The 18,101-nt window shown below is 62.7% G+C and carries 18 protein-coding genes and 1 pseudogene; 13 read left to right on the top strand and 6 right to left on the bottom strand.

Features of this window, described 5'->3' with window-relative positions; genetic code table 11:
* Nucleotides 1–93 precede the first annotated feature (93 nt).
* A complete protein-coding gene (locus CQ14_RS15705) occupies nucleotides 94–507 on the bottom strand; it encodes a DUF3775 domain-containing protein (RefSeq protein WP_057858756.1) in 414 nt (137 codons plus the stop codon).
* 117 nt (nucleotides 508–624) lie between these two features.
* On the opposite strand from CQ14_RS15705, the gene CQ14_RS15700 reads away from it, so the two are divergent.
* The 6 genes from CQ14_RS15700 (at nucleotide 625) to CQ14_RS15675 (ending at nucleotide 6,161) form a co-directional block, all read left to right on the top strand.
* Nucleotides 625–1,473, top strand: a complete 849-nt coding sequence (locus CQ14_RS15700) for an MBL fold metallo-hydrolase (RefSeq protein ID WP_057858755.1) — start codon at nucleotides 625–627, stop codon at nucleotides 1,471–1,473.
* Between the two features lie 146 nt (nucleotides 1,474–1,619).
* Complete coding sequence (locus CQ14_RS15695) at nucleotides 1,620–2,462, top strand: fumarylacetoacetate hydrolase family protein (RefSeq protein ID WP_057858754.1); 843 nt, start codon at nucleotides 1,620–1,622, stop codon at nucleotides 2,460–2,462.
* Between the two features lie 179 nt (nucleotides 2,463–2,641).
* Nucleotides 2,642–3,256 carry a glutathione S-transferase family protein gene (locus CQ14_RS15690; RefSeq protein ID WP_057858753.1) on the top strand — a complete coding sequence of 205 codons (615 nt, stop codon included), beginning with the start codon at nucleotides 2,642–2,644 and terminating at the stop codon, nucleotides 3,254–3,256.
* Nucleotides 3,257–3,278: 22 nt separating this feature from the next.
* Complete coding sequence (locus tag CQ14_RS15685) at nucleotides 3,279–4,460, top strand: serine hydrolase domain-containing protein (protein WP_057858752.1); 1,182 nt, start codon at nucleotides 3,279–3,281, stop codon at nucleotides 4,458–4,460.
* Between the two features lie 31 nt (nucleotides 4,461–4,491).
* Nucleotides 4,492–5,361, top strand: coding sequence for an MBL fold metallo-hydrolase (locus tag CQ14_RS15680; RefSeq protein WP_057858751.1), 870 nt, complete (start codon nucleotides 4,492–4,494; stop codon nucleotides 5,359–5,361).
* Complete coding sequence (locus CQ14_RS15675; RefSeq protein WP_057858750.1) at nucleotides 5,358–6,161, top strand: enoyl-CoA hydratase/isomerase family protein; 804 nt, start codon at nucleotides 5,358–5,360, stop codon at nucleotides 6,159–6,161. Before CQ14_RS15680 ends, CQ14_RS15675 begins: the two co-directional genes overlap by 4 nt.
* 63 nt (nucleotides 6,162–6,224) lie before the next feature.
* Here the strand turns inward: CQ14_RS15675 and CQ14_RS15670 are convergent, their stop codons facing one another.
* The gene (locus CQ14_RS15670) at nucleotides 6,225–6,767 is read right to left on the bottom strand and encodes a methylated-DNA--[protein]-cysteine S-methyltransferase (protein ID WP_057858749.1); all 543 of its coding nucleotides are present in this window, start codon (nucleotides 6,765–6,767) and stop codon (nucleotides 6,225–6,227) included.
* 187 nt (nucleotides 6,768–6,954) lie between these two features.
* On the opposite strand from CQ14_RS15670, the gene CQ14_RS15665 reads away from it, so the two are divergent.
* Entirely contained in the window at nucleotides 6,955–7,779 is an 825-nt protein-coding gene (locus CQ14_RS15665) for an alpha/beta fold hydrolase (RefSeq protein ID WP_057858748.1), read from the top strand.
* 5 nt (nucleotides 7,780–7,784) lie between these two features.
* Nucleotides 7,785–8,609 (top strand): alpha/beta fold hydrolase, encoded by an 825-nt coding sequence (locus CQ14_RS15660; RefSeq protein ID WP_057858747.1) that lies wholly within the window; start codon nucleotides 7,785–7,787, stop codon nucleotides 8,607–8,609.
* A gap of 15 nt (nucleotides 8,610–8,624) precedes the next feature.
* Here CQ14_RS15660 and CQ14_RS15655 read toward each other — a convergent pair whose 3' ends face one another.
* On the bottom strand, nucleotides 8,625–10,358 hold the full coding sequence (locus CQ14_RS15655; RefSeq protein ID WP_057858811.1) for an adenylate/guanylate cyclase domain-containing protein: 1,734 nt from the start codon (nucleotides 10,356–10,358) through the stop codon (nucleotides 8,625–8,627).
* Between the two features lie 160 nt (nucleotides 10,359–10,518).
* The gene (locus CQ14_RS15650; protein WP_057858810.1) at nucleotides 10,519–10,974 is read right to left on the bottom strand and encodes a carboxymuconolactone decarboxylase family protein; all 456 of its coding nucleotides are present in this window, start codon (nucleotides 10,972–10,974) and stop codon (nucleotides 10,519–10,521) included.
* A 116-nt stretch (nucleotides 10,975–11,090) separates the two neighbouring features.
* Here CQ14_RS15650 and CQ14_RS15645 point away from each other — a divergent pair, with 116 nt between their 5' ends.
* From CQ14_RS15645 to CQ14_RS15625, 5 genes are all read left to right on the top strand, one after another.
* Nucleotides 11,091–11,948, top strand: a complete 858-nt coding sequence (locus CQ14_RS15645) for a sigma-70 family RNA polymerase sigma factor (RefSeq protein WP_057858746.1) — start codon at nucleotides 11,091–11,093, stop codon at nucleotides 11,946–11,948.
* Between the two features lie 184 nt (nucleotides 11,949–12,132).
* Entirely contained in the window at nucleotides 12,133–12,807 is a 675-nt protein-coding gene (locus CQ14_RS15640; RefSeq protein WP_057858745.1) for a GntR family transcriptional regulator, read from the top strand.
* A gap of 33 nt (nucleotides 12,808–12,840) precedes the next feature.
* The gene (locus CQ14_RS15635; protein ID WP_057858744.1) at nucleotides 12,841–13,641 is read left to right on the top strand and encodes a phytanoyl-CoA dioxygenase family protein; all 801 of its coding nucleotides are present in this window, start codon (nucleotides 12,841–12,843) and stop codon (nucleotides 13,639–13,641) included.
* Between the two features lie 183 nt (nucleotides 13,642–13,824).
* On the top strand, nucleotides 13,825–15,138 hold the full coding sequence (locus CQ14_RS15630) for an NAD(P)H-dependent oxidoreductase (protein ID WP_057858743.1): 1,314 nt from the start codon (nucleotides 13,825–13,827) through the stop codon (nucleotides 15,136–15,138).
* Between the two features lie 433 nt (nucleotides 15,139–15,571).
* Nucleotides 15,572–16,660, top strand: a complete 1,089-nt coding sequence (locus tag CQ14_RS15625) for a TRAP transporter substrate-binding protein (protein WP_057858742.1) — start codon at nucleotides 15,572–15,574, stop codon at nucleotides 16,658–16,660.
* A gap of 129 nt (nucleotides 16,661–16,789) precedes the next feature.
* Here CQ14_RS15625 and CQ14_RS15620 read toward each other — a convergent pair whose 3' ends face one another.
* Nucleotides 16,790–17,398 (bottom strand): hypothetical protein, encoded by a 609-nt coding sequence (locus CQ14_RS15620; RefSeq protein ID WP_057858741.1) that lies wholly within the window; start codon nucleotides 17,396–17,398, stop codon nucleotides 16,790–16,792.
* A 337-nt stretch (nucleotides 17,399–17,735) separates the two neighbouring features.
* Nucleotides 17,736–18,083, bottom strand: a pseudogene (locus CQ14_RS48245) (DUF4279 domain-containing protein); the annotation flags it as partial.
* Nucleotides 18,084–18,101: the final 18 nt, after the last annotated feature.

Here is an 18,101-nt window from a genome sequence, read left to right as displayed (position 1 = left end):
TCGCGACAAACGCGAACGCGTTTGCGCGGAGATCATGCTCAAACAAAAAGCAAAAGCGTGATGACGATTCGAAGAAGCGCCGTCACGCTTTCGTCAGTGGAACGGCGTGGTCCGCTCCTTGGTCCAGGAGAGGCCGAACTCATCGAGCCCCTCGGCGAGAAGATCGCCGAGCATCGGCTCGCCCAGGAGATAGCGCGCGGTGGGACCACTACGTCCTTCCGCGGCCTGCCGCCGCAGATCTTTCCATTCCTCGATGGTTCCGTCGCCGCGGCCGAGCCGCATCAGAGCGACGAGGTCGATCTGTTCGTCCTCGCTCAGCGCATTGATGAAACCGGCAATCTCGCGCACGACCGGGTCGCGTCCATCATCTTCCAGCACATCGATCATGTCGTCATCGGCAGGGTTTGATCCGGAGTCCGGATCGGACGCCGCTTCCTTGACGTCGAACTGCCGGGCCTTCTCGATCAGAAAGCCGACTTTCTCGGGCGAAATCATCAGTTCCGGCATCGCATGTTCCTCATACGGGCCATGCGATAACGCCAAACGCCGCGAGATGATCCGTTGCGCCGGAAACCGGAAACCCGCATCCTTGCCCGAACAACCAGAAACGAGAGGAACCGTCGGATGCTGTGGAACGTGGGCAGGGTCAGGATCACGAGAATCGTCGAAACGGAAACCGTGGGCAGCACACGATTTATCCTGCCGCTCGCAACCAACGAGGAAATCCAGAAACTGCCCTGGCTGATTCCGCAGTTCGCCACCGCGGAAGGACGACTGAAGATGTCGATCCATTCGCTACTGGTCGAGACGCCCACGCGCCGCATCATCGTCGATACCGGACTCGGCAACGACAAGCAGGGCCGCAAGGTGCCGACCTGGAACAATCGCAAGGATCCGTTCCTCGATACGCTGACGGCGGCGGGCTTTCCGCCCGACAGCATCGACACCGTGCTGTGCACGCATCTGCATGTCGACCATGTCGGCTGGAACACGAAACTTGTCGACGGCAAATGGGTGCCGACCTTCGCCAATGCCCGATACCTGTTCGGCAAGACTGAATACGACTACTGGCGCGACCACAGCGATGAGCCGGACAAGATCGCGGTGTTCAACGATTCCGTGAGACCGATCGCCGACGCCGGCAAGGCCGATCTCCTCGCCAGCGATGCCAGGCTTTCGGATGAGATCACCCTAATCCCAACCCCTGGCCACAGCCCGGGCCATATGAGCGTCCATATACAGTCGGAGGGGAAGGAAGGCCTGCTGACGGGGGATGTCGCCCACCATCCCTGCCAGATGGCCCATCTCGGCTGGTCCTCGACCGCCGATTCCGATCCCCGGCAGTCGGCCGAGACCCGGCGCGAGTTATTTTCACGCTTTGCCGACACGCCAACGCTGGTAATCGGCGGGCACTTTGGCGCCGGCCACATCAGGCGCGATGGAGATGCGTTCAGGTTTGTATCCTTGGGATGAATCCCTGGGGTGATGTTGGGCGCCTTTGCCCACCCTACCCTGCGCTTTCGGCAGTTGAATTTCCTGCGCCGCTGTTCCAAGAAGCGTCTGAACTTTTACGGAAATTCCCCCGAATTCCCAAAGAAAACCCCGCAGGGAGCGATAAAATGAAGCTTGTTCGTTACGGCGCCAAGGGTGCGGAAAAGCCCGGCCTGATCGATAAATCCGGCCAGTTGCGCGATCTTTCCGCCCAGATCCGGGACCTCGACGGGGAGGCCTATGCGCCGGCCTCGCTGGCCAAGCTGGCGGCGCTGGATACCTCCAAGCTTCCCGCCGTCGACGGCAAGCAGCGCTTCGGCGCGCCGGTCACGGGCATCTCGAAATTCGTCGCCATCGGCCTGAACTACAGCGACCACGCCAAGGAGACGGGATCGCCGATCCCGACCGAGCCGATCTTCTTCATCAAGGCCAACACCTCGCTGTCGGGCCCGAACGACGCGGTCGAAAAGCCGCGCGGCTCCACCAAGCTCGACTGGGAAGTCGAAATCGCCGCCATCATCGGCACCCGCGCCAAGTATGTCTCGGAAGCCGACGCGCTCAGCCACGTCGCCGGCTATTGCGTCTGCAACGACGTCTCCGAGCGCAATTTCCAGCAGGAGCGCGGCGGCCAGTGGACCAAGGGCAAATCGCACGACACGTTCGGGCCGGTCGGGCCCTGGCTCGTCACCAGGGACGAAATCGCTGACGTGCAGAAGCTCGGCATGTGGCTCGACGTCAACGGCCAGCGCCGCCAGACCGGCAACACCTCGACCATGATCTTCTCGATGGCGAAGTGCATTTCCTATGTCTCGCAGTTCATGACGCTGTTGCCCGGCGACATCGTCACGACCGGCACCCCGCCCGGCGTCGGCCTCGGCATGAAGCCGCCGACCTTCCTCAATGTCGGCGACGTCGTCACGCTCGGCATCGACGGCCTCGGCGAGCAGCGCCAGGAAATCATCGCGGCCTAGACGTCATACCCCGCGCAAGCGTGGTATCCAGTACGCTGCAGCTTTGGTGAGAAACCGAACCGTCGCGGCGTACTGGATCATCCGCCCCAGTGCGCAATTCGCACAAGGCGGATGATGACATCGCGTGGTCGTCATGGCCGTAGATAACAAGAAGAAACCTTCCAGGGGAAACTCCCAGCATGAAACTCACCTTCTCTCCCGCCTCCCCCTTCGCCCGAAAGGTCCGCATCGCCGCGATCGAGACCGGTCTGATCGACAAGATCGAACTCACGCCAGCCACCGTTGCGCCGGGGCAGCCTAACGAGGAATATTCGAGGATCACGCCGCTGAAGAAGCTGCCGGTGCTGATCCTCGACAATGGCGACGTTATTCTCGATTCCTATGTCATCGTCGAATATCTCGATGAACTCGCCGGCGGCGGTAAGCTGATCCCCGCATCCGGGCCCGAACGCTGGAAGGTCAAGAGCGACCACTCCCTGCTGCAAGGCATGCTCGATTCCATGCTGCTGTGCCGCTACGAAAAGATGGTACGCCCGGAAGGGCTGCGCTGGGACGCCTGGCACGACGACCACTGGAAGCGGGCCTGGGCCGGCATGGCGCGGTTCGAGAACAGGCCCGACGTGCTGTCCGGTCCGTTCAACATTGCGCAGATCGGCCTTGTTTGTGTGCTCGGCTATGCGGACTTCCGCTTTGCCGATTGCGGCTGGCGCAAGGCCTATCCGAAGCTCGACGCCTTCCATCAGAAGATGCTGGAGCGGCCGTCGGTAAAGATCTCGGTGCCGCCCCCGGCGTAACATCTAAAGAGGAGACAGCGGCATGCGCGAGGGTGGCAACGTATTGCGGCGCCTCGGGCTTGCCGCCGTCGTCGTACTCGCGGCTTCTGCCGCGGCGGCACAGATCCATCAGTTCACGACCGACCAGCGCAATCTCGCCTGCGGAAGCCCGACATCGCTCAACGATGGCTGGCCGACCGCGACACCCGAGAGCGTCGGCCTCGATGGCTCCCGCCTGTGCGGCATCGCGGCGCGGCTCGCGGCCACCAATGCAAACGTGCATGCCGTGCTGATCGCGCGCCATGGCAAGCTGGTGTTCGATCAATACTTCAATGGCCCTGACGAGCTCTGGGGAACGGCCAGGGGACCGTTCGAGTTCGATGCGACCACCAAGCACGACATGCGGTCGGTTTCGAAAAGCGTGACGTCGCTCCTGGTGGGGATTGCGATCGATCGCGAGCTGATCAAGAGCGTGGATGACCCCATCCTCAAATTCTTTCCGGACTACTCGGCGCTGAAAACGGCGGGCTGGGACAACATCACCCTCCGTCACCTCCTGACCATGACGTCGGGCATGCAATGGGATCAGAGCCGCCCCTGGGCCGATCCGCAAAATGACGAACGGCAACTCAGCATGGACGCCGACCCGTTCCGCTATGTCCTGTCGAAGCCGATCGTGGCGCCTCCGGACACCGTCTGGAATTACAATAGCGGTGGAACGGACCTGCTCGGCAACGTCATAGAGCGTGTATCGGGCAAGTCACTGGAAGCGTTCGCGCGCGAGGCGCTATTCGCTCCCCTCGGCATCTCGGACTGGGAATGGATGAAGTACCGGAACGAGCATATTTCGTCGGCCGCAGGCCTTCGCTTGCGCCCGCGCGACGCCGCAAAAATCGGCCAGCTCGTGCTCAACAAGGGCGCGTGGGGCGGCCGGGAAATTGTCTCGGCGAAATGGATCGAGCAATCGGTCACGCCGCGCTTCCAGGCGATCGGCTATTTCGGTGGCCTGTTCTATTACGGACAGCAATGGTGGATGGGTCGCACGCTATCCGGCGACAAGGATGTGAGGTGGATTGCGGCCCAGGGACTCGGCGGCCAGCGCATCTTCATCATCCCCGAGCTCGACCTTGTGATGGTGACGACTTCAGGGCTTTATGGCAGCCCTCGGCAAGGAAGTGCGGCGCTCGACATCCTCGCCAATTTCGTCATTCCCGGCGCCCGGTAAGACACCGCGCCCCAATCGATCGGGAGCAAGCATGAGTTTGAAATTCTCCGTCGGCGACCTCACCATCCACCGCATCATCGAACAGGAAACCACCTTCCTGCCGGCGCTGGAGCTGCTGCCGGGCCTGACGCCGGAAGTCCTCACCGAGAACCGGGCATGGATGCGAGACGCCGGCGCACTCGATGACAAGGACGTGCTGATCCTGTGCTTCCAGTCCTATGTCGTGAAGACACCGCACCACACGATTCTGATCGATAGCTGCATCGGCAACGACAAGCCGCGGCCGCAGCGGCCGAAATGGAACATGAAGACCGACGACACCTATATGCGCGGTCTCGCCGCCGCCGGATTCTCGGTCGACGACATCGACTATGTCATGTGCACGCATCTGCACGTCGACCATGTCGGCTGGAACACGCGGCTCGACAATGGCCGCTGGGTGCCGACCTTCCCGAAAGCGCGCTACGTCTTCGACAAGACCGAATTCGACTACTGGACCGAGACGCACGCCAAGACGCCGGTGCCGCCGTTTGCCGACAGCGTGCTGCCGGTCGTGGAAAGCAAACAGGCCGAAATCGTCCGCAGCGACTTCGCGATTGGCGATCACACCCGCATCCTGCCGACGCCGGGCCACACGCCCGGCCACGCCGCCTTCACCTTCGGTCGTGCCAAGGATGACGCGGTATTCTCGGGCGACCTGATGCATTCGCCGCTGCAGACGCGCTATCCGGAATTGTCCGTCAAGTTCGACGTCGACCAGGCGCAGGCGGCGAAGACGCGACGAGGCTTTCTGGAACGCTATTGCGACACCGAGACGCTGTGCTGTACGGCGCATTTCCCTTCACCCTCGGTTGGGAAGATCCGACGCGCGGGCAGCGGATTTACCTGCGAGGCGATATGAATCAAAACCCGTCCGCTTTCGAAACGCTTTCGATCGAGCCGGTCGATGAACACGTAGCGGTCGTCCGGCTGAACCGTCCGGATGCCTCCAACGCGCTCAACACGCAGATGGGCCGCGATCTCGTGCGCTATTTCGAGGACGTCGCGCTCGATCCGAAGACCCTGCGCTGCATCGTCCTGACCGGCACCGGCGAAAAAGCATTCTGTGCCGGCGGCGACCTGAAGGAACGCCGCGGCATGACCGACGAGGCATGGACGCGTCAGCATGTCATTTTCGAGCGGATGGTGCGGGCGCTGATCGACTGCCCGGTACCGATCATCGGCGCCGTCAACGGCGCCGCCTATGGCGGCGGCTGCGAGATTGCGGGCTGCTGCGATTTTCTCTACGCCGCGGAAAGCGCACGCTTCGCGCTGACTGAAGTCACGCTCGGCATCATGCCGGGCGGCGGCGGTACCCAAACCCTGCCGCGCGCTGTCGGCGAGCGCCGCGCCAAGGAGCTGATCCTGACCGGCAAGCCGTTTACCTCTGCAGAAGCACGGGAATGGGGTTTTGTGAACGAAGTCTTTCCGCAGCCGGAGCTGTTGCCTTCGGCGCTGGCGGCCGCGGCGCGGATCGCCCGCAACGCGCCGATCTCCGTCCGCCAGGCAAAGCTGTCGATCCATCGCGGCCTGCAATTGTCGCTGCGCGATGGCCTCGTGCTGGAAATCGAGGCCTACAATCGCATGGTCCCGACCGAGGACCGCCGCGAAGGCGTGCTTGCCTTCAACGAGAAGCGAACGCCGAACTTCAAGGGGCGGTGAGNAGCGTTTTCGAGCGAAGTGGATACCGGTTCGCGTGAAGAAAACGCGTCAAACAAGAAGCCCTCAATCGAACAGGCTCGGCGTGTGGTTCACCACCGCGCCCTCGATCGCCAGCATCTTCAATTTCGTCACCACCCCGCCATTGGCGGAGAAGCCTCCGGGCTTGTTGCCCGCCGCCAGCACGCGGTGACAGGGCACCACGATCGGACAGGGGTTACGGCCCAGCGCCTGGCCGACGTCGCGCGACAGCTCGACGCCACCGAGTTTTTTGGCGATGTCGCCATAGGTCATGGTCTGGCCCGGCGGAATCGTACGCGCGATGTCATAGACGCCGCGGTTGAACTCGGGTACGCCGTCGAGATCGAGCACGACGTCGGCAAGATCGTTCGGCTTGCCCTCGAGCAGCTCGACCATTCCGTCGATCGCGGCCTGCACCTTCGCCGGCGGCGGGGCCTCGATCAGGTCGCCATGGCGCTGCTGCAGGCGGGTGCGGGTTTTCTTTTCATCGCCCATCGGCAATTGCACCGAGGTGATACCGCGCTCGCCCCACACGATGCCGCAGCGGCCGATTGCGGTGTCGAATATCGTAAAATGGTGCCCGGTCATGGCTGGCTCCATATTCTCCTGTCTAGTGCCACCCCGTTTCGCATCTGGCCCAAATCTAGGCTTGGAGATTATTGCTATCCACCCGAATTCCGTGGGAACTTGACGGCATGAACAACTTCCGCTGATCTGGGGCTCCCGCCCAGGGCCCGCAGTGGCCTGAGCCCTCTTTCATCCCTCACGAGACCGTATGCAAACCTTTCACGTCAACGGCTATGACATGGCCTATATCGACATCGGCCAAAGTACCGGCAACGGACCGCCGTTGGTCTGCGTGCATGGCTCGCTCTGCGACTTCCGGATCTGGTCGTCGGTGCTGGGACCGCTGACGCGCCGGCACCGCGTGATCGCCCCCTCGTTGCGACACTTCTTCCCCGAGCAATGGGACGGCGTCGGCGATACCTATTCGATCGCGCAGCATGTGAATGACGTCATCGGCTTCATCGAAAAGCTGGATACGAGGCCGGTCGACCTGATGGGCCATTCCCGCGGCGGGCATATCTGCTTTCGCGTCGCGCAGCGCCGCCCGGACCTGTTGCGCAAGCTGATCCTGGCCGAACCGGGCGGCGAACTCGACGCCACGCTCGACCCCGCCTACAAGCCCGGCCCCTCGCCGCTCGCCGGCATGATCGCAGCTTCGGCCGAGGTGATCGCCAGGGGCGATATCGACGGCGGCTTGCTGATCTTCATGGATGCGCTGGAAGGTCCCGGCGCGTGGAAACGCCTGCCGGAGACGCCCAAGCAATTGCTGCGCGACAATGCCACAACACTGATTGGGCAAATGCGCGACCAGCGGCCGCCCTTCTCCAAGGCGGATGCAGAAGCGATCGAAACACCAACGCTTTTCATTGGCGGAGCCAACACCAAGGGTACACTGCCGAAGGTGCTGAAGGCCTTGGCGTCCAACGTGAAGGGATCGCGCACCGAGATGATTCCTGGCACCACCCATCCGATGTTCGAGCAGGCCCCGCAGAAATATTGCGAGATCGTTTTGGCGTATCTCGCGGAGGACTGATCCTGATGCAGACCTTGAGCGTCAACGGCTATGACATGGCCTATCTCGACGTCGGCAAAAGCACCGTCGACACACCACCGCTGGTTCTCGTACACGGCACGCTCGGCGATTTCCGCACCTGGAATGCGGTGCTCGGACCGCTGTCGAGACAGAAGCGCGTGATCTCGCTCAGCCTGCGGCGTTTCTTTCCCGAACATTGGGACGGCGTCGGCAATGACTTTCTGATGGCGCAGCACGTCGCCGACGTGATCGGCTTCATCGAAAAGCTGAACGTTGGCCCTGTCGATCTGATCGGCCATTCGCGCGGCGGCCATATCGGCTTCCGCGTGGCGCAGGCGCGGCCTGACCTGTTGCGCAAGGCCGTTCTTGCTGAACCCGGCGGCGATCTCGAACCGGCGCTGCAGCCGGCCAGTGCGCCGCCCGGTCCCGTTCCGCTCGGCCCGCGCGTTCCGGTCGCGGCCGAGCTGGTGCGAAACGGCGACATCGACGGTGCACTCGCGCTGTTCGTCGACGGCATCGACGGTGAAGGCGCGTGGAGGCGATGGCCTGCGGTGCCGAGGCAGCAATTGCGCGACAATATTTACACGCTGCTCGGCCAGGTCGGCGAAAACCGCAAGCCCTTTGCAAGGAGCGAAGCGGAATCGATCAAGACGCCGACCTTGTTTATCGGCGGCGGCGACACCAGGGGCGGTTTGGCGGTGAACTGGCGCGTACTGGCCGAGCATATTCCGGGCGCAAGGACCGCTGTCATACCGGGCACGCGCCATTGGATGTTCGAACAGGCGCCGCAGGAATTTTGCAACGTCGTGCTGGATTTTCTGCAGGCCTGAACGCACCGCGCCGCATTACTTCTGATCGAGGCGCCACGCACCATCCCAATCGGCGGGGGGCGGATTGGCCAGAAAATTCTCGACGCGTTGGGCCAGCGCCAGCGACGGCCCGTCGCCGGGGACCGCTTCGAGGCAGGCCCTGAATTCGCGGCGCGCATCATCCCAACGGCGCGCACGATAGGCGGCAAGCCCTTCGGCATATCGGTCCCGCAATACCAATTGTTTCTCGCCAAGTTCACCCTTGCGCCCCAAGATCTCGAATACCGCCTCGGGGCGGGTCTGGCCCGCGACCACCAGGCGGTCGATCTCCCGCGCCTCGATCGCATCGCCGGCCGCGGTGATCGCAGGTTCTGACGCCAGCGAGTGGCTGCCGTAGACCTTGTTGGCATTCTCGAGGCGTGAGGCCAGATTCACGGCATCGCCCATCACGGTATAGCTCATCATGAATTCCGAGCCGATGCTGCCGACCAGCACCTCGCCGGTTGCAATGCCGATGCGAACCTCGCAATCGCTTGGCACGGTGCGAACGCCGAGCAATTCGGGCAGCTCGGTTCGCAACGCCGCGCCGCGATCGGCCATCTCGACGGCGGCAAGACAGGCCAGCCGCGCCTGTTCGCTATGCTCGACAAATGGAGGCCCCCAATAGGCCATGATCGCATCGCCGATATACTTGTCGATGATGCCGCGATGGCCGCGGATCGGCCCCGACATCGTCGACAGATAGTGGTTCATCACCTTGACGAGGCCTTGCGGCGTCATGCCTTCGCTCAAGCTGGTAAAGCCCTTCATGTCGCAGAACAGCACCGTCATCACCCGCCGCTCGCCGCTGCCGGACGCCAGCGACTGCGGGTCGATCAGTCCTTCGACGACGCGCGGGTCGACGTACCGGCCGAAGGTCTCACGCAAGTGCTCCTTGTGGCGCAATTGCTCGACCATATTGTTGAATGCCGTCGTGAGCTGGCCGATCTCGTCACGCGTGGTGACGTCGATCGACCCGTCGAGCCGGCCGGCTTCCACCGCCCGGGTACCTTCCAGCAAACGCCGGACCGGTCCGGTAATGCCGGTACTGATGAAAAGCGAAAACATCAGTCCGAGAATGCTCGCAAGCATGGTCAGGACAACGGAGATGAAAATGGCCGTATTCTGGTCGCGCATCGTCATCAGGGCGTCGCCGCGCACCAGCGCAAGCATGTCGGTGCGGATAACCTCGATTCTCTGGTTGAGGTCGTCGCGCAGCGTGTCGGTCCGGGCGAGGCTGGCCCGCGCCTCAGGGAAATTGCCGGCATCGAGCAGTAGCAACAGGCGCTTGTATTCTTCACCGAGGTAGCGATGGAGATCGCTGATCACGCGCTCGATTCGATCGTCGATCCGGCCGAGCCGGGCATTATCGGATGTAGTCGAGGTATCGTCGATGATCGCATTGATCAGCGCACGCGCCGCTTGCGCTTCCTGCTCTATTTCCTGCCCCTTCGCCTCATAGATTTTTCGCTGATCCGCAACGGATGATTCGTCGGGCGGCGACTGCATCCTGCCGATCATCATCCGGCGCAGCGCCAGAGCTTGCTCCAGCGAACGGATATTTATCCGCGCCAGATGCCCATACGCTTCGACATATTTGCCGCTGAACTCGTCGAGCTGGTGGGCAATTTTGCGCGTCATCACCGTCGACAGCGCCGACGTGATCGCCATCAGGAAGATCAGACCGAGGGCGATGCCGAGGATCCGCTTGCGGATGGTCGGTCGCAGCATGGACAGGCGGTCTAAAGGCACGGTCATGATCGAAACGACACGAAGGGCAAACGTCGAAAGCCCGGCCGATCCGGCCGGGCTCATCTGTTTAGCGCGTGCCGGTCAATTTAGCACGTCCGACAGGCTAAAATTGACGCTGGTTTGGGGGATTATATTCCCCCTAGCCCTTCCATACACCCACTGGCTGGCGCACCGCGACGTTGAGCCTGTTCCAGACATTGATGTTGGCGATCGCCAGAATCAGCGCGGCAAGCTCCGCCTCGTCGAAATGCTTGTCGGCCTCGCTCCAGACCTCGTCCGGTACCGGATCGGCGCGGTCGCTGATCCGGGTCAGCGCTTCCGTCAACGCCAGCGCCGCCCGTTCGCCCTCGGTGAAATAGGGCGTGTCGCGCCAGGCCGCCACCGCGTGCAGCCGCTCGTCGGTTTCCCCGGCCTTCCTGGCAATTTTTGGATGCATGTCGACGCAGACGCTGCAGCCGTTGATCTGGCTGGCGCGCAAATGCACCAGTTCGAGCAACTTTTCCGACAGGCTGTTTTTGGTCAATTCACCGAGTGTGTGCAGCGCTTTCATGGCATCGGGAACAACCATGACCGGGTGGTTCATTCGGGCTTGCATCATTTTACGCTCCATATGGTTGGTTCTGTTTTGACGCGGACGCACCGATTTGCTGTCACATCGGCGCGCTTTCGCTCGTCATGGCCATGACGAAACACGACATGGGAATGTGACCGATGGACGAGAAAAAGTTTCTGGCTGAGAAATTCGAGGCCAACCGGGCCCGTCTGCGGGCGGTGGCCTACCGGATGCTGGGATCAACCGCAGAGGTCGACGACGCCGTGCAGGAGACCTGGTTGCGGCTGAGCCGCTCCGACACCAGCGCGGTCGAAAACCTCGGCGGCTGGCTGACCACCGTCGTCGCCCGCGTCTGCCTCGACATGCTGCGCTCGCGCAAGGCGCGGCGCGAGGAGCCGATGGGAGCGCATGTGCCGGAGCCTGTCGCTGATGATGCACAGGGGCGGGACGCCGAGATGGCCGATTCCGTCGGCGCGGCGTTGCTGGTGGTGTTGGAAACGCTGGCTCCGGCCGAACGGCTCGCCTTCGTGCTGCACGACATGTTTGCCGTTCCCTTTGAGGAGATTGCGCCGATCGTCGGCCGCACGCCCGCCGCGGCAAGGCAATTGGCCAGCCGCGCCCGCCGCCGGGTGCAGGGTACGCCACCACCGGACGCCGATTTCAGCCGACAGAAAAACATCGTCGATGCCTTCCTCAAGGCCTCCCGCGACGGCGATTTCGAGGGGCTGCTCGCGGTGCTGGATCCGGATGTGGTGGTGCGCGCCGATCAAGCGGCGCAGCGGCTCGGTTCGCTCGCCGAAATCCGAGGCGCCGCCGCGGTCGCAGAGTTCTTCAAGGGCCGCGCCCAAGCCGCCAAGCCGGCGCTGGTCGATGGGTCTTTGGCACTCGCGGTTATGCTCGGCGGGCAACTACGCGTCGTGGTGCGCCTGACCATCAGCGGCGAACGGATATCGGCGATCGAGGCCGTGGCAGACGCCAAACGGATCGACGAGTTCGATGTAACCCTGCTCACATGAACGGGGTCATATCTTCGTCCCTGGGAACACGACCGCCTGAAGCGGGCATCTGGCCGGGATCGTCGAATTCGCGGGCGAAACTCCCGTGTCAGGGCCTCGATGATGCGATTTTCGGCCTTGACGAGCATTGGGGCGAGAGCTAGCGTTTGAATTCGGAATTCCGTATTCCAAATTTGGAGCCGGCATGATCCCTTTGGATCCCCTCCCCAATCTGATCGACCAGGTCTATGCCCGGATTCTCGAGGCGATCACCGACCGATCGCTGCCGCCTGGGCATCGCATCCGGCAGAATGAGCTGGCGGAACGGCTCGGCGTTTCGCGCCAGCCGGTCTCCCACGCCCTGCATCTGCTGCACCGGCAGGGTCTCGTCGCCGAAAGTGGCCGCCGCGGCTTTGAGGTGACCCGGCTCGACCCGGAGCGCATCCGACAGCTCTACGAGGTGCGCGGCGCCATCGACGCACTGGCCGCCCGGCTCGCCGCTGGCCGCGCCAGGTCCGACCTTTCGGGACGCGCGCAACTCGAGGCGGCGCTGCAGGCCGGGCGGACCATCGATGGCAATACGCCGCTGGCGCGCTTGATCACGCTCGACGTCGATTTTCACAGCGCGGTCTATCGTCTCGCGGGCAATCCCGCGATCGAGGAAATGATCGCGCCGCAATGGCCACATATGCGCCGCTCGATGGCGACGGTGCTGGCCGAGCTCGACTACCGCGACAGCGCCTGGGCCGAGCACGAGGCGATCGCCGGGCACATTCTCGCCGGCAACGCCAAGGCGGCGGAAGCTGCCGCGCTGGCGCATGCGCAGACGGCGGGACGAATGACCGAGGAGAGACTGAGGGCAACCGACAAGGCGGCGTAACCGCCGGCAACCAAAAACACAGGAGAGAACGCCATGAAACTGACGCCACAGCAGATCGAGTTCTTCAACCGCGAAGGCTGGCTGTTCCTGCCCGAGCTGTTCAGTCAGGAGGAAGTGGATTTTCTCGCGCGCGAGGCGATCAGCATCTACGACGCTGACCGACCCGAGGTGTGGCGCGAGAAGAGCGGCGCGCCGCGCACGGCCTTTGCCGCGCATCTCTACAACGAGGCATTTCGCGTTCTCGGCGCGCATCCGCGCATGATCGAGCCGATCGAGCAGATCTTTGGCGAAAAGCTCTACATGCACCAGTTCAAGATCAACGCCAAGGCAGCCTTCACCGGCGACGTCTGGCAGTGGCACCAGGATTACGGCACCTGGAAGCGCGACGACGGCATGCCGTTGCCGCGCGCGATGAACATCGCGATCTTCCTCGACGAGGTGATGCCGATCAACGGTCCCCTGATGCTGGTGCCGAAAAGCCAGCACGCCGGCGACCTCAAGGCCTCGCATGATCTCGAGACCACGTCCTATCCGCTGTGGACGCTGGATGAGGCGACCGTCACGCGGCTCGTCAAGGAAGGCGGCATCGTCGCGCCGACCGGCAAGGCCGGCGGCATGCTGATGTTCCACGGCAACCTGGTGCACGGATCGAGTGGCAACATCACGCCCTACCCGCGCAAGATCGTCTATCTGACGCTGAACGCGGTCTCGAACTACATCCGCACGCCGACGCGGCCCGAATACATCGCGCACCGCGACTTTACGCCGATCCAGACGGTGGACGACGACGCGCTGTTGCGGCTGGCGCGTGCGCCTCGCCAGGCGGCGGAGTAGCCTCCCGGGCGCCGCATCAAGTTGGTCGTCATGCCCGGCTAAAGCGCGAAGCGCGTCTTCGCGCTGGATGTGCCGGGCATCCACGTCTTGCGATGCGGTGGTGAAAAAGGCGTGGATGGCCGGGACGGGCCCGGCCATGACAGAAATAATCATTGCTGCAGCCTTACCTGTCGGGATCTTTCCATGAATCTCCATCATCTCCTCAACGCGCGCGCTGCGGCCGGCAAGCCGGTTCGCGTCGCACTGATCGGCGCCGGCAAGTTCGGCTCGATGTTCCTGTCGCAGGTGCCGCATACGCCGGGACTTGAAGTGCCTGTTATCATCGACATCGATCGCGATCGCGGCCGCGAAGCCTGCCGCACCGTCGGCTGGGACCAGGCGCTGATCGCGCGAACCACGTTCACCGACGATGGCATGCGCGCGATTGCGGACAGCGCGGTTGACGTCGTGGTGGAAGCGACCGGCAATCCCGCCGTCGGTATCCGTCATGCCCGCGCGGCGATCGCGGCGGGAAAGCATGTCGTGATGGTCAATGTCGAGGCCGACGTGCTTGCCGGCCCGCTGCTCGCGCAGGAAGCCCGCAAGGCCGGCGTCGTCTATTCGCTCGCCTATGGCGACCAGCCGGCGCTGACGGCCGAGATGGTGGACTGGGCGCGCGCGACGGGCTTTCGCGTCGTCGCCGCCGGCAAGGGCACGAAATATCTGCCGGCCTATCACGACGTGACGCCGGATGGCGTCTGGAGCCATTACGGGTTGACGGCGGGCGAAGCGCAATCGGCCGGCATGAACCCGCAGATGTTCAACTCGTTTCTGGACGGCACCAAATCCGCGATCGAAATGGCGGCGATTGCGAACGCTTGCGGGCTCGACGTGCCGTCGGACGGTCTGCTGTTTCCGCCCTGCGGCGTCGACGATCTGCCGCATGTGATGCGCCCGCGCGACAAGGGCGGCGTGCTGGAGAAGGCTGGCCTTGCCGAAGTCGTGTCGTCGCTGGAGCGCGACGGCCGCCCCGTATTCCGCGATCTGCGCTGGGGCGTCTATGTCGTGCTGGAAGCGCCGAACGATTACGCCGCCGATTGCTTCAAGCAGTATGGACTGAAGACCGACGCCTCGGGCCGCTATGCGGCGATGTACAAGCCGTATCATCTGATCGGGCTGGAGCTGAACATCTCCATCCTCTCGGCCGCGCTACGCAACGAGCCGACCGGCCAGCCGCATGATTTCCGTGGCGACGTCGCAGCAGTCGCGAAACGCAATCTTCGCGCGGGCGAAATGCTCGACGGCGAAGGCGGCTACACCGTGTGGGGCAAGCTGATGCGGGCTTCGAAAAGCCTTGCCGCCGGCGCGCTGCCGATCGGATTGGCCCATCGCGTGAAGCTGAAGAACGATGTTGCGCATGGCGCAGTGGTTCGCTGGAGCGATGTCGAGGTCGACGAAAGCAACGACACCATCAAGACGCGCAGGGCGATGGAAACGGCATTCTCGACGAGACGGTGATCGCGCAATGCGTGATGGTGGCGAACTGCAAGCTCGCCGCCTCGCGCGCACACGCTTGGGTAGATCCGAAAAAGCGCAGATGCATCTGGAGCGCCGCGCGGCGGAATTACTGCAATGCGGCATTCCGGCCAGCCTCCTGCGCGTCCACTCGGCACCTCATCCTTTCGTCGGATGCAGATCCTTGCCGCTCACTATTCAGGCAGCTCTTCGCACCTGCGGCGGAGCCAGAAGCCTTGATTATCAATCACTAATTCGTCATCCTGCCCTCAGGTCCATAAAGCCGGGAAATTGATTGCATTCGAAAAACCAAGAGCCTTGGTTTCAGGGCCGACATTCCTAAACAAGCAGCCCAGCACGGCCATCGGTAAACCAGAGAAGACGACATCAGATCGTTGTCCCTTGGTCGGTCTCGGCGATAACAGAGGGGAAACAAATGAAGCGTCGTGATTTCTTGAAAGTGGGCGGCGTCGGTCTCGCCGCGACTGCAGTTGCTGCGCCTGCGATTGCGCAATCGAATCCCGAAATTAAGTGGCGATACACGGCAAGCTGGCCGAAGTCGCTCGATACGCTGTACGGCGGCTGCGAATATTTTGCGAAGCGCGTCGCCGAAATCACCGACAACAAATTCCAGATTCAACCGTTCGCCGCCGGCGAAATCGTGCCCGGCCTGCAGGTGCTCGACGCCGTTTCGAACGGCACCGTCGAGATGGGCAACACGGCGCTTTATTACTACTGGGGCAAGAACCCGGCCTTCACCTTCGGCACGTCGCTGCCGTTCGGCCTCAACACGCGCTCGCATATTTCCTGGCTGCGCTTCGGCGGCGGCATGGACATGCTCAACGACCTCTTGAAGGAATATGGCTGCGTCGGCGTGCCGACCGGCTCGACCGGCGCCCAGATGGGCGGCTGGTTCCGGAAAGAGATCAAGTCGATGGATGACTTCAAGGGCCTCAAATTCCGCGTCGGCGGTTTCGCGGGCACCATCATCGCCAAGGTCGGCGGCGTGCCGCAGCAGATCGCGGGCGGCGACATCTATCCGGCGCTGGAAAAGGGCACCATCGACGCAGCCGAGTGGGTCGGCCCCTACGACGACGAGAAGCTCGGCTTCGTGAAGGTCGCAAAATACTACTACTATCCGGGCTGGTGGGAAGGCACCGGCCAGGGCCACAACATCATGAACATCGAGAAGTTCAATGCCCTGCCGAAGCATTATCAAGCCGCGATCGAGACCGCTTCCTACGATACGTTCACCTGGGTCACCGGCAAATACGACTACGTCAATCCGGCCGCGCTGAAGCGGCTGTTGGCGGCGGGCGCGATCTTAAGGCCGTTCCCGCAGGAAGTTCTGGAGGCCTGCTACAATGCCGCCAACGGCATCTATGCAGATCTCTCCAAGAGCAACCCGCACTTCAACAAGATGTATACGAGCCTGTCCGCGTTCCGTAACGAATCGCTGGCGTGGAATCAGGTGGCCGAGCTGAGCTACGACAGCTTCATGATGCGGATGCGTACCCGCACCTGAACCTGAGCCGAGCAGATCGCAAAAAAAGAAGCCCCGGAGATCTCTCCGAGGCTTCTTCGTTGAACGGGTAGTTCTTCAGTTCGGCGCGCTTCCTGGCGTGAACCGATGTCGCTCAAAGACGCGAGCGGCTTACTCCTCGCTCTCGCCGAGCGCCTCGGCGAGCTTGTCGTAGTACTTGGCCACGAGGTCGATATTGCCCTTGTTCTCGATCGCGGGCGGCGGCGACTTCAGCGCCTCGTTGAGATCGGCGAGCGCCTCCTTCTTGTCCTTGGCCGGCATCTTCTTGTCGGCCTGGATCTGGGCGATCTGCGCCTTGAGCACGACCTCGGTGCCGACAAACTTCTTCGTCGCGGGATCGAAGCCGCCTAGCACCAGGCTGATGTTGTCGACCACGCTGTTGTACTCGTCGTAGCTGGCAAAGCCGTTCTTCTTGGCCACCGCATCGAGCTGCGCGTCGATCTTCGGATCCGGCTTGGCATTGTCCGGAATCTTGTCGGTGATCGCGTCGACGTCCTTTTGCGCCGCGAGCACGCCCTGGATCTGCTTCTCCGTCAGCGCGATCTGCTTCACCGCAGGTGCCTCCGCTGCCGCAGGCGGTGCGGCTTGCGCAGGAGCCTGCTTCGCCGGCGGCGCCTGCTTGGCCTGCGCCAACACCTCGCCGCTGGAAATGGTCGACAGCGCGAGCGCGAGACAGGCCGTGGTCAAGGCAAAGGCGGCGGGACGAAAGATCTCACGCATGGGAAGCTCCTTGAGGGGTGCAGTGTTCGGTTCTGGGCAAAAGGGGGTACGGGAACCCGAATGAATGACTCGTGAACTTGCGCCGGAAGCTGATGCCGAATCATGGCCGAATGATCACAACCAATTCAGAGTTTGGTGATCGTTCCTGGATGCCTGGGCATCAAACGTCCGGAGGCCGACGGGCCGCGGAACAACATATGGGTGTCACAGTGCGAAGTATGTGAGCAACCGCACGTTGGCGCGGCGAGACGATCAAAAAACGACCCTTCCCTGCGAGTGGGCACAGAGACGAATGTCTGGACTCGCAGCAGGCGCGGCGACTTAGCCTGGTCAAGGCCTAGGGCATAGTCCGATCGTAAATGTCGAACTTGATCTCGATACTACGATCAGCCGCGAACCGTAGGATGTCGGGACGTAGCGCGAAGTCTTGGTTTGCGGTCTCAAGATGAAGGCCTAGGCTCAGGAAAGCGGCGGCACCCGCAGGAAGCTGCTGCCAGACGTCAGCCGTCGTGGTGAAACGACCGATGAGGAGGCAAATTGCCTCCGTGACATCCCACTCGTCGGTCTCTCGGGAGGTCAGGCTGACCGCCCACGGGCTGGACTTGGCGATGGCGGCCCCAGGCCTTTCCGACAACGGCCGTCCTTTTACTCGCGTCGAGGTCGGCTCAACACGCAACAGACGCGTGACCTCCTCGGAACTAGA

Origin of the sequence: Bradyrhizobium lablabi (assembly GCF_001440475.1) — a bacterium.
In the GTDB taxonomy this organism is placed as follows: domain Bacteria; phylum Pseudomonadota; class Alphaproteobacteria; order Rhizobiales; family Xanthobacteraceae; genus Bradyrhizobium; species Bradyrhizobium lablabi.
Note: the sequence above shows the minus strand (reverse complement) of the source record. Positions and strands in the feature narration are given on the sequence as shown.